6 protein-coding genes are annotated in these 12232 nt (G+C 37.5%); 3 read left to right on the plus strand and 3 right to left on the minus strand.

The genetic code is table 11. From position 1 onward, the window contains the following. The first annotated feature begins 99 nt into the window (after positions 1–99). Positions 100–2886, plus strand: a complete 2787-nt coding sequence (locus SWH54_05370; protein ID MDY6790682.1) for an adenylate/guanylate cyclase domain-containing protein — start codon at positions 100–102, stop codon at positions 2884–2886. 35 nt (positions 2887–2921) lie between these two features. Next, positions 2922–3680 carry a hypothetical protein gene (locus tag SWH54_05375; GenBank protein ID MDY6790683.1) on the plus strand — a complete coding sequence of 253 codons (759 nt, stop codon included), beginning with the start codon at positions 2922–2924 and terminating at the stop codon, positions 3678–3680. On the opposite strand, the gene SWH54_05380 is transcribed toward SWH54_05375, so the two are convergent. The 3 genes from SWH54_05380 to dnaN form a co-directional block, all read right to left on the minus strand. Beyond that, the gene (locus tag SWH54_05380; GenBank protein ID MDY6790684.1) at positions 3677–4468 is read right to left on the minus strand and encodes a thymidylate synthase; all 792 of its coding nucleotides are present in this window, start codon (positions 4466–4468) and stop codon (positions 3677–3679) included. The genes SWH54_05375 and SWH54_05380 overlap by 4 nt on opposite strands. Positions 4469–4618: 150 nt before the next feature. Beyond that, entirely contained in the window at positions 4619–7051 is a 2433-nt protein-coding gene (gene gyrB, locus SWH54_05385; protein ID MDY6790685.1) for a DNA topoisomerase (ATP-hydrolyzing) subunit B, read from the minus strand. A gap of 164 nt (positions 7052–7215) precedes the next feature. Then, positions 7216–8358, minus strand: coding sequence for a DNA polymerase III subunit beta (dnaN, locus tag SWH54_05390; protein MDY6790686.1), 1143 nt, complete (start codon positions 8356–8358; stop codon positions 7216–7218). Between the two features lie 427 nt (positions 8359–8785). On the opposite strand from dnaN, the gene SWH54_05395 reads away from it, so the two are divergent. Beyond that, complete coding sequence (locus tag SWH54_05395) at positions 8786–12232, plus strand: UvrD-helicase domain-containing protein (protein ID MDY6790687.1); 3447 nt, start codon at positions 8786–8788, stop codon at positions 12230–12232.

Consider the following 12232-nt stretch of genomic DNA (forward strand, 5'->3'; position numbering starts at 1 on the left):
GCCTACCATTTTTTCATAAGCGTCTCTTTTTTTACCAAGTACGTTTAAAGGCATTCTTTATTAAACATATTACTTTACCAAATTGGCTTGGTTTTAACTATGAATTGTCCGATTTGTCATAGTAATAATAAAGATCGCGCAAATTTTTGCAGCAATTGCGGATTTGACCTCAAAAATCAAACACCGACCCACATAAAAGAACCCAAGCCCTATACCCCCGAACGACCCATCAACCAGCCTTCATCCGCTAAATTCTCTTTTGAAGGCGAACGCAAACTGGTCACCGTTCTTTTCACCGAGATCTCCAATTACATTACCCTGATGGAAAAAATTTCTCCGGAAGACGTTCACCAGGTCATGGATGGATTTTTTCATATTTTACTCACCGAAATCCATAAATACCAGGGAACCATTAATCAGTTTACCGGCAATGGAATAATTGCCATGTTTGGCGCGCCCCTGGCTATTGAAAACCATGCCCGAAAAGCATGTCTGGCTGCTCTGGCATCTCAAAGCTCCGTTAAAAATTATGCCATAACAATCAAACAAAAACTTGGTATATCATTTAAAATACGAATCGGTCTCAATTCCGGTCCAGTGGTAGTGGGTTCAATTGGAGATGACCTTCTCTATGACTACACGGCTTTTGGCGATACTACCTATCTGGCTTTTATGATTCAAAAAGCGGCCAAACCCGGCTCTGTCTTACTGTCCCACAGTGTCTATAGAAGGGTTCGCAATAACTTTGTTTTTCACACGTTAGAACCGTTTTCCTATAAAGCATCAGCTCCGGTTAAAATTTATGAGCTAAAGCAGGATGTTACCTCTTCTCAGTCGCTTAATAAACCGGTCATATCCTCAACGCTAATTGGGAGAAACAAAGAACTAAATAAATTAAAACTTCATTTATCAAAAGTGATCAATGGAGAAGGCTCAATTATTAACCTGGTGGGCGAAGCGGGTATCGGAAAATCCCGCCTAATCGAGGAATTAAAAAAACAGGAGGCAATAAAAAATGTCGCGCTTCTTGAAGGCCGGGCGCTTGCTTTTGGTAAAAACCTTAGTTTTCATCCAATTATAACTATATTTAAAAATTGGGCAAAAATAAGTGAAAAAGACCCCCCGGTCGAAATGGTCAGAAAGCTGAAAAATTCCATCTGGGGGCTGTGCCTTCATGAAACTTCAGAGATTTTTCCTTTTGTGGCCACACTGATGGGATTAAGGCTATCCGGAGAATATCAAGATAAGATAAAGGATGTAGAGGATGAAGCCTTAGAAAAGTTGATTATTAACAGTATTCGAAAATTATTGATTAAATCATCCCAAACCGTTCCTTTGGTGTTTATCCTGGAGGATATGCACTGGGCGGATACCAGCACCATAGATTTTACCGAGTCTTTGATGGGTCTGATCCAGAATAACCGCATACTTTTTATAAATATATTTCGGCCCGGATATATTGGAACCAGTGAACGCTTTTTAAACACGGTTACTAAATTATATCCAGACATCTACACCCAGATCTCCCTTCAACCGCTGAACAGAAAGGATAGCGAAACCCTTGTGGGTAATTTTATGGATATTAAAGCGCTTCCGTTTTCTATCCGTAAGCAAATACTGGACCGGTCAAACGGCAATCCCTTTTTTACCGAAGAAATAATACGTTCTATTATAGATGTTGAAGCCGCTGTGTTAAAAAATGGTGTTTTTAAACCGACCGCGAAAATTAATGCCCTGGTTATCCCTCAAACCATCAACGATGTCCTTATGGCCAGGATTGATCGCCTTGATAAAAAAACCAAAAACCTTCTAGCGGTTGCCTCTGTGATCGGAAGAAGCTTCTTCTACCGCATTCTGGCGGATATTGTCCATCCGGAAGAAGATTTTGATCAACAGCTTTCCATCCTAAAAGAAGCCCAGTTAATTTTTAAAAGAAATCGAATGGGAGAACTGGAATATCTGTTTAAGCATGCTCTCACCCAGGAGGTGGTGTATGAATCGATCCTTCAAAAAAAAAGAATCTTTCTGCATTTGAAAGTCGCCACCTCAATAGAACGTCTGTTTTATGATAAACTATACGAGTTCTACGGTTTGCTGGCCTACCATTACGGGCGGGGTGAAAACCTGGGAAAAACCGAAGAATACTTAATAAAAGCCGGCGAAGCGTCGTTAAAGTCATCCGCTTCCAATGAAGCGCTAAGCTATTTTAAAGAAGCATTAAATTTATATCTTAACAAGTATGGAGATGATGCCGATCCTGAAAAAATAGCCCTGTTTGAAAAAAACATCGGGTTGGCATATTATAATAAAGGTTTGTTTGTCAATGCGGTGGAGCATTTTGATATTGTTTTAGATCGTTTTGCATATGGCTTCCCCAAAAATAGGTTTCATAAAGCCTTTCGCCTTGTTTTTGATATGCTTTTCCTTATGGCCAAAATTTATCTTCCGTTTCTGCAAGCAAAACGTAAACCGTCTCCAAAAGACAATATGGTTTTTGACATTTTTCAAAAAAGAGGCATTTGTTTAATATATTTAGATACAAAAAGATTCTTTATTGAGAACATTACCTTTATTAAACGACTCACCCGGTTTGATCTTAAACAGGTGGACACCGGTGTCTATTCATACTGTTCATCCAGTGGGATTTTCGCCTTAACCGGAATTTTATTTGGTTTGAGCGGCAGAATATTAAAACATGCCGAACGCTTAATTGATAAAAACAATATCAAAGAACTTCTTTGCTACGAAATGTACAACCGTTTTCATCAAATACTGTCCGGGCAGTGGTATAATTGCAAAAAATATAATGAAAATTTAGTGGTGCTCAATTTAAAAAAGGACGAATCTGGCTGGCTGCAACCTATATCCTTCATAACGGCCTGTTAAAGGTTGAACAGGGAATTTTTGAAGAAGTTGAACTGATGACCCGCAAGCTTGATAAAATTTGGGAGGCTTATGAATATCAAAATGCAACCGGAAACAAATATTTTATTACCATAAAACTGTTGCTTAAACGAAGGAAAATCAAAGACGCTCTGGCCGAGGCTGAAAAAGGTATTTCTTTTCAATATGAACGAGGAGAAGAGTTACGGGCTTTACATTTTCTTGGATTAAAATCGATTATACAAATTTTACAACAAGACCTAAATGGGGCAAACATATCCTTTAAACAGGTAGAGGAAATCATATCCAAAAAGGGACGGGTTTCCACTTATTATATTATCAGCTATTTTATGGGGCGTTTGTTATTTGACCTTAACCTGCTGGAAAAAGCAATTCATTCTGAAACTCGTGTGACCATATCAAAACAAAAGAAAAAAGCGTATGCCAGTGCAAAGAAAGCGTTAAAAACAGCAAACAAATGTTCGCTTGACAAAACAGAAGCGCTTAAACTGATGGGTACGTTTTTCTGGCTGATAAATAAACAAAAGAAAGCCCTTAAATATTGGCAGGATAGCATTTATGTAGGAAAAAAAATAGGTTCTTCTGTTGAACTGTCAAGAACCTATTTTGAGGTCGGTAAACGGCTTTTCGAACAAAAAAGCACGTTTGATCAATTAAATAAAATCAAAAGAAAAGACTATCTTTTAAAGGCAAGATCTGCTTTTCAAACCATGAATCTACAGCAGGATCTGCAGGAATTAAATCGGTTTGCCGATTCAGGCAATATAGAACTTTAATCTTTTAAACATCTTAGCTTTGCCAGGTCCTCGGCGTAGCCATATAGGTGAAGCCCTTTGCTTTCGACGATCATCTCTCCGTCTTTAACCCCAATTTCGCCCGCCATGTATTCTTTCAGGTTTTGTATACCAGCCAGATTTGCCGGTAACCCTCCCCACAGGTCCCAGGACCTGAAATAAATAAAAAAGGTGAGTGTCTCATCCTGAATCCTGGTATCGATCGATCTGAGACACGGCGGATCAACCAGGGTTAGGTCCGACGGGTGAGCCACCTGTAAAACCATCTGGTTGTTACGTACCCCGTATTTTTTATAAGTATCTATTATCCATTCAATCTGGTTTAAATAAAGGACTCCATCTTCTTCAAAAACGGTCTTTTCATCTATCTCCCTTTTATCAATAATTTCCCTGTTCTCTTTTTCCCACCAGGCCAGCTTATTGCCGGTCAGCGGTACTTTGGTAAGCCTTTCGCCGTAGGTATAGGACTCTCCGGGTTGTTTTTCACCTGTCATAAGGTATTCGATATACGATCTTTCATATCCGTTCCCTCCATAAATATATGATTCTTCCACCGGGTTTGGTATCCCGCAGGTCGGAGGGATGTCCGGCAACAACGGTTTAACAAAAGGATGGGTGATGTGGCCACAGAAAAAATCATACTCGAGTCTGGTCTGCCCCGCATAACTTCCCCGGTCTATCTTAAATTTACGACCATGGTCCAGAATATCGTTAACCGCCTGAAACCAAAGATCCGGAAGGTCTCTGGCTTTTATAAAATGAATTTTCATCTCCGTAGATCCGGTTATTATACTTGAAAACGACAGTTATTGATCCATTTTTACCACACAGAAAGTGTTTGCGACTCTAATAAAATTGAGCGTCGTACCCGCTCATGCCTGTAAAATCAACTGCTCGATCTATCTCCTGCAAACGTTTTTTTAAATATCCAGAGTGTTGACCTCTAAGGCGTTGCTGTAAATAAACTCTCTTCGCGGTTCTACCTCTTCTCCCATAAGAATGGTAAACGTTTCATCTGTATCTACCACATCCTCAATCCTCACCTGCAAAAGGTTTCTCTTTTCGGGATTCATGGTTGTTTCCCATAGCTGTTCCGGATTCATTTCTCCCAATCCTTTGTATCTTTGAATGGATAGTCCTTTTTTTCCTTCATTTATCATATAGTCAAGCAAGCTTTGTTTATCTTCAAGTTTTATCGTTTCTTTATTATTATCATTATTAAAAATATGAAAACGAACATTATGATACTTTAGTATTTTCTTTCCTATCACCAGTCCTTTTTGAAATTCTTTGGAATATATAAGGCTTCTTCCAATTTTTATGGGATTATTGGCTACCGGGTCTTTTTCAACAAATATTTCTTGTTGTTTTCCATGAACTGTATTTCTTATCTCCATTTCATATACATCTCGTTCTTCATTCCATGATGTTTCGCCTACATCATACCCTTTTTCAATTAACCGCTCCCTTAATTTAGACATCTTTTTCCTGTCTTGAAGAAATTTTTTATCTTCAACACTTTCTTTAATGAGTAATTCTGCGATTTCTGTCTTTAGTCCTTTTCTATTAAGCTTTTCCATAATGGAGAAATATTCGGCAATATCTCCGATTAAAATATAAAGGTCGTGCCCCTTAATTATCTTTTCGCCCGCCTTTATACTTTTACTGTTACATGTTCTTTTTAATATATAGTTTTTTAGTTCTTGCTCGTCTTTAATATATCTTTCATTTTTGCCTTTACCCACCTTAAGAAGCGGCGGTTGGGCAATATAAAGAAATCCTTTATCAATCATTTCCGACATCTGTCGGAAAAAAAAGGTTAACAAAAGTGTCCGTATGTGTGAACCATCAACATCAGCATCCGTCATGATAATAACTTTATGATATTTAATTTTCTCAATGTTATATTCTTCTTTCCCCACACCGGTACCCAAAGCGGTGATGATATTTTTTATTTCCTCACTTTTTAATATTTTATCAAATCGGGCTTTTTCAACATTCAGTATTTTTCCTTTGAGTGGCAAAATTGCCTGAAACTTTCTATCCCTTCCCTGTTTTGCACTTCCTCCGGCGGAATCTCCTTCAACAAGAAACAGTTCTCTTTCAAAAGGATATGAACTTTGGCATTCCGCCAGCTTTCCGGGAAGTGTCGCATCAACCAGCGCACCCTTGTTTCTGGCGATATCCCTGGCTCTCTTGGCGGCATCCCTTGCTCTTGCAGCATCTACACCTTTTGAAATTATTTTCTTGGCTACGGCTGGGTTTTCTTCAAAAAAGCTCCCCAATTTTTCATTAACCAGGGACTCGACCAGCCCTTTTACTTCGCTGTTTCCCAGTTTTGTTTTAGTCTGTCCTTCAAACTGCGGTGATTTAATCCTCACACTGATAATGGCCGTAAGACCCTCTCTAACATCATCTCCGGTGATTTTTGCTTTAAGGTTTTTGGGTAAATTTCCGTTAGATGCATATTGGTTGATTGTTCGGGTTAGAGCGGCTTTAAAACCGATAAGATGAAAACCTCCTTCAGCCGTTCTTATATTATTGGCAAAGGAAAATATTTTTTCATTGTAGGTATCATTGTACTGAATGGCTACATCTATTTCCACGTCATTTTTTACCCCTTCAATAATAACGGCTTTATGAAGGGTGGAATGTCTTCTGTTTAAATACTCAACAAACGCTTTCAGTCCTCCTTTAAAATAAAATTCTTCTTTATTGTCAGACCGTTCATCTTCAATAATTATTTTTACGCCTTTATTTAAAAATGCAAGTTCTCTTAATCTTCTAATAAGAATATCGTAGGAAAAATTATCAGTGGTTAATATTTCCATATCCGGCACGAAATGAACCTTTGTGCCATTTTTTCTTGTTTTCCCTTTTTCTTTTAATTCGCTTGTCTTAATCCCTTTTTCGTAGGTTTGGTAGTAAATTTTGCCATTAGAATATATTTCTACTTCAAGAAAAGAAGAAAGAGCATTTACCACTGAAACACCCACCCCGTGCAGTCCACCTGAAACTTTATATGAATGATCGTCGAATTTACCACCCGCATGAAGCTTTGTCATCACCACTTCAACTGCCGGAATATTCTCTTTCTTGTGAATACCAACCGGTATACCACGTCCATTATCTTCCACACTCACGCTGTTATCGGTATGTATGATGACCTTAATGGTATCACAGTATCCGGCCATGGCTTCATCAATGCTGTTGTCAACGACTTCATAAACAAGATGATGAAGTCCGGCCATATCCACATTTCCGATATACATTGACGGTCTTTTTCTAACCGCTTCAAGACCTTCCAATATTTTTATATTATCTTCGTTATATATATTAATTTTTTCTTTCATATTTTCATACACTCACAAATAATTTTTATAATAGCGTCTGATGGCTAATTAAAGAGGTTTATATACAAGGCGGAGTGATTTTTCTGGGACGAGACTATACCCATAGTATGTCGAGTTCCGGAAAAATCTCACCAACGAAGTAGATGAGCCTTTTTAATTAGCCATCAGATTTTCATAGGCATAATTACACTCAGATAGGTTTTATCTTTTTCAGCCTCTATAATACACGGTTTTTCTCCGCTGCTAATACTTAATAGAATTTTTTCGTCGTCGATCACATTAATGGTTTCTATAAAAAACCTCGGGTTGAACATGGCTTCGACATTATCGCCATTGTAATCGATAATAATATCCTCTCTTGATTCACCAATCTCCGGATTGGTGGAATCTATTTTTAATTTATCTTTATCAAAAGTAAATATCACTCCTTTATAATCATCCGATGCCAAAATGGACATTCTTTTTAGCATCATTAAAAATAAGTTTTTATCCATTTTAATGGTATGTACATCTTTCTTGGTGGTGATGTCGATGTAATCTGGAAAGTCGCCTTCTAACAATCTGATTATGATTTTTTCGCTATTTTTTTTAATTATAAAATTATTATCTTTCACCCCCAGTTGTACCAGTTTTTCATCGTCGAGAAATTTGGTGACTTCATTTATTCCTTTTTTAGGTATTAGAATACTTTTATTAATGGGGATCTCATCATTTTTATCATATATATGATCAGCAGTAGAAAGTCTGCTGCCATCTGTCGATACCATCCGTAATAATTTTTTATCATCCTTTTCTATTATTTCTAAATAGATCCCGATAAAATGAGCCCGCTTATCGTCCGGAGAAGCCGTGATGATCACTGTTCTTTCAATCATCTTATTTAAAGCCGTAGGATCGATGTTAAAAAACTGAACTTCTTCTATCTCAGGTATATCAGGAAAATCATCTGGATTCATCCCAACGATATTGAATTCAAGCTGCTTTTCTTCAGCAGCATCGACCTTATCTCTTCCAATTTTAATCCAGTAATTTTCTACCTCATGTATCCTTATCAGCTCATCCGGAAATTCTCTTACAATTTCAAATAGTTTTCTTGCATTTAACGCTGCTGAGCCCTCTTTTTTTATTTCAGCCGAATAATAACCTTCAAATCCTGTTTCCAAATCTGTTGCAATAACGGACAGTTGTGAACCTTTAGCTTTGATAAGTACGTTGGTGGTTATGGCAAGATTTGTTTTTCTCCCGGTAAGACCCTGTACTTTAGCCAAAACGTTGGAGAAAACATGTCTGTTTATGGTAAAATCCATAGTATTTCCTTTAATATTGTTAAAATCTAATAGTTTTAATAAGTACGGTCAATAAATACAATAAACTTTTAACCAACTGATTATATATGTATAATATTATAAATACACATCAATAAACCGGTTAATAAATCACCAATAATTATTTTTTTTTTAAGTTGTACAAAAAAAGATGTTTATATAAAGATGTTTGTTAACAATTTATTGTCCAGATATAAACAACAGTATCATTTTATAGTTTGGTTTTTAAATGGGTATATTATAGAATTTTGCAAAAAAAACCAAAACACAATATTCTATAATTTAAAGGGCGGTAACATCAACATATAGTATATAACCCGATAAATAATAAATATATATAGAGTATTGAGGTAAAATATACAAGAGAATTTTGTGTGTTAACGCTATTTTTAATGAATAAGGAATGTAAGTGAAATTTATCGCCGATCTCCACATTCACTCTAAATTTTCTATCGCCACGGCCAAAAAGTTAGACCTTGAAAATCTTTATATTGCCGCCCAATTAAAAGGGATAACCGTGATAGGAACAGGTGATTTTACCCATCCGGGATGGTTTGCTGAATTAAAAGATAAACTTGTTCCAGCTGAACCGGGTCTTTATAAGTTAAAAGACCATCTGGCAAAGGAGTGTGATAAACAAGTTCCCCTTTTATGCCGGTCAAAGGTTCGCTTTGTTTTAAGTTGTGAAATAAGCAATATTTATAAAAAGGACGGAAAAGTAAGAAAAAATCACAATCTTATATTCATTCCGGATTTAGCAACGGCTGAAATTTTTAATTCAAAGCTGGATAAAATAGGAAATATAAAGTCCGATGGAAGACCGATATTGGGTCTTGATGCAAAAAACCTGCTCGAAATAATGCTCGACACTTCAGATCAGGCCTTTTTCATACCCGCCCATATCTGGACGCCCTGGTTTTCGGTGATGGGTTCTAAATCCGGTTTTAATTCCATAGAAGAATGTTTTGAAGACCTTACTTCACACATATTTGCCGTTGAAACCGGTCTTTCTTCCGATCCGCCGATGAATTGGAGAATATCCTCGCTGGATGGCCTCACCCTTGTATCAAATTCGGATGCCCATTCACCCATGAAACTTGGTCGAGAGGCAAATCTGTTTAATACAGATCTTTCATACTATGGCATCAGATCAGCCATAAAAGAAGGAGATAAAAAACGATTTCCCGGCACGTTCGAGTTTTTTCCCCAGGAGGGCAAATATCATCTGGACGGACATCGGAAATGTAATCTGCGTTTAACACCCAAAGAGACCATGAAATATAAAGGTATATGCCCTGTTTGTAATAAACCTTTAACATTGGGGGTGTTATATAGAGTTGAGGAGCTTGCGGACAGGCCTGATAATATAAATCCGCAACAGAAAAATCCGTTTTATAGTATTGTGCCATTAGCCGCGATACTATCCGAAATTTTAAAAGTGGGTCCAACTTCAAAAAAGGTTAAACAAAAGTACAATGATTTGCTGGAAAAATTTGGTCCCGAATTTAACATACTTCACCAAATAAATGAGGATTCTCTAAAAAAATCGGGAATTCCTTTATTGAGTGAAGCCATTAAAAGAATGAGAAACAAACAAATCACGCTTCAGCCCGGATACGATGGAGAATTTGGCAAGGTAATCATATTTACCCAGGAAGAAAGAGAACGGCTTTCAAAACAGAAAACGCTGTTTAATTACCAGCCCGTAACAAATGCGTCTAACCAACAACATGTGGAGAAAAAAGAAAAACCATTAAAAGAAGAAAAAAAACAGATAACCACGCTCAAAACAAAAAGAGAAACAGAACACGATATACTAAACTCATTAAATCAAGATCAGCAAAAAGCCGTCTTACATAAAAACGGTCCGCTGATGATCATTGCCGGACCCGGTACGGGAAAAACAAGAACCCTTACACACCGAATAGCCTATCTGATAAAAGAAAAGGAAGTACCAGCGAAAAACATACTGGCCGTTACTTTTACAAATAAGGCGGCCACGGAGATGAAACAAAGACTGGAGAGATTACTGGGAGGAATTAAACAATTTCCTCTTATGGTTACTTTCCACGCGTTTTGTTATCAGCTATTGCAACAACAGGACAACCTGTCAAAGATATCCGTCATAGATGATGATGAACGAAAAGCGACGGTTTTACAGGCGATAAATGATATCAAAAACAAAGGATTGAACATCAATGAAAAACCCAATGTTCTTTCAGACAAAATCGTCTATGCCAAACAGCACATACTTGGTCCTGACGACGATCTTAAAGACATTACTGGGGAAAAAAACACAGAACCATTTGCCCTTGTTTACCGGGCTTATCAAAACCTTTTATCCGCACAAAAACTATGTGACTTTGAAGATCTGATATATTTAGTAGTAAAACGTTTTGAACAAAATGATATCAAAAATAAACGATACACCAACAAGTTTAAATTTGTTTTTGTGGATGAATACCAGGACATAAACCACGGGCAATATAAAATAATAAAAGCGCTGGCTCCGCCGGATAAGCCAGCCGGCAACCTGTGTGTGATCGGTGATCCCAATCAGGCCATTTATGGATTTAGGGGTTCGGATATCAGGTATTTTAATCGGTTTACCAAAGATTACAGTGATAGCAAAATCATATCACTGACAAAAAACTATCGCTCCACCAAAGCCATTCTTAATGCATCGTATCAGATTATTAAAAACAGAAGCCCGATTCATTCAGCCAATAAACCAAACAAAACGGAACGATCAGACAAACTGACCACCCGGATTTATTCTGAGATAAAAGGATTAAAAAAAATATTAATCCTTGAATGTTTAACGGAAAAAGCGGAAGCAGAATCAATCTGCCATGCCATTGAACAAATGATAGGAGGAACGGGGCATCACAGTATTGATACCGGAAGGGTTAATGATTTTTATTCCCCAAAAGAAATGAGCTTTTCCGATTTTGCCGTTTTATACCGGACCAAAACTCAAAGCCGAATCATAACCGATGTTTTAAATAAAAGAGGTGTTCCTGTTCAAACGGTAAGCAGGGATGATATGTTTAACCATAAACATATTAAGCAACTTATATCATTATTAAAAATTGTTGAGGAGACCGGGTCATACAACGACCTTAAAAGGGTAATAAAGACCATATCGCCCGGAATCAGCAGCCAGACAGCGGATATTTTTTTATCCTGGGCGAAAAAAAATAAATTTTCTTTAAAAAAAGCCATAATTACCAGCAGTCGCTTTCCCATCACAGGGATGAGCAGCAAAAGACAGATCCGCTTTCAGACATTTTTGGATACTTTTTCAGGATTTAAAACCGAAACCAAGGAGATGGACGTTGAAGAGAAACTTTTATATATCACGGAAAACACCAAACTGAAAACGACCAGCAAAAACAACCCTGCGTCAAAAGATGTGTTTGACAAGCTGATTGATATGTCAAAAAAACACGGAAATAGTTCAAACGAATTTTTTACCACATTGACCCTGCAAAGCGACACGGATAGCTACTACCCACAGGCTGAAAAGGTGTCACTGATGACCATGCATGCCGCCAAAGGGTTGGAGTTTGCCGTTGTGTTTATTGCCGGTTGTGAAAAAGGCTATATACCCTTTGAAAGAAGTGGGGAAAAAAAGACAGACATCAATGAGGAAAGACGCCTTTTTTATGTGGCCATGACCCGTGCCAAACAAAGGCTGTATTTAACCCGGGCGAAAAAACGCACCATCTTTGGAAAAACGCTGTCCAGAGATCTCTCCCCATTTGTAGCAGATATTGAAAAGCAATTAAAAAAACAGGAAACACCCGTTCCACAGAAAAAGAAAAACAGACCGGTTCAACTGGAGCTATTTTAG

It is taken from the genome of Thermodesulfobacteriota bacterium (assembly GCA_034189135.1).
Classification (GTDB): domain Bacteria; phylum Desulfobacterota; class Desulfobacteria; order Desulfobacterales; family JAUWMJ01; genus JAUWMJ01.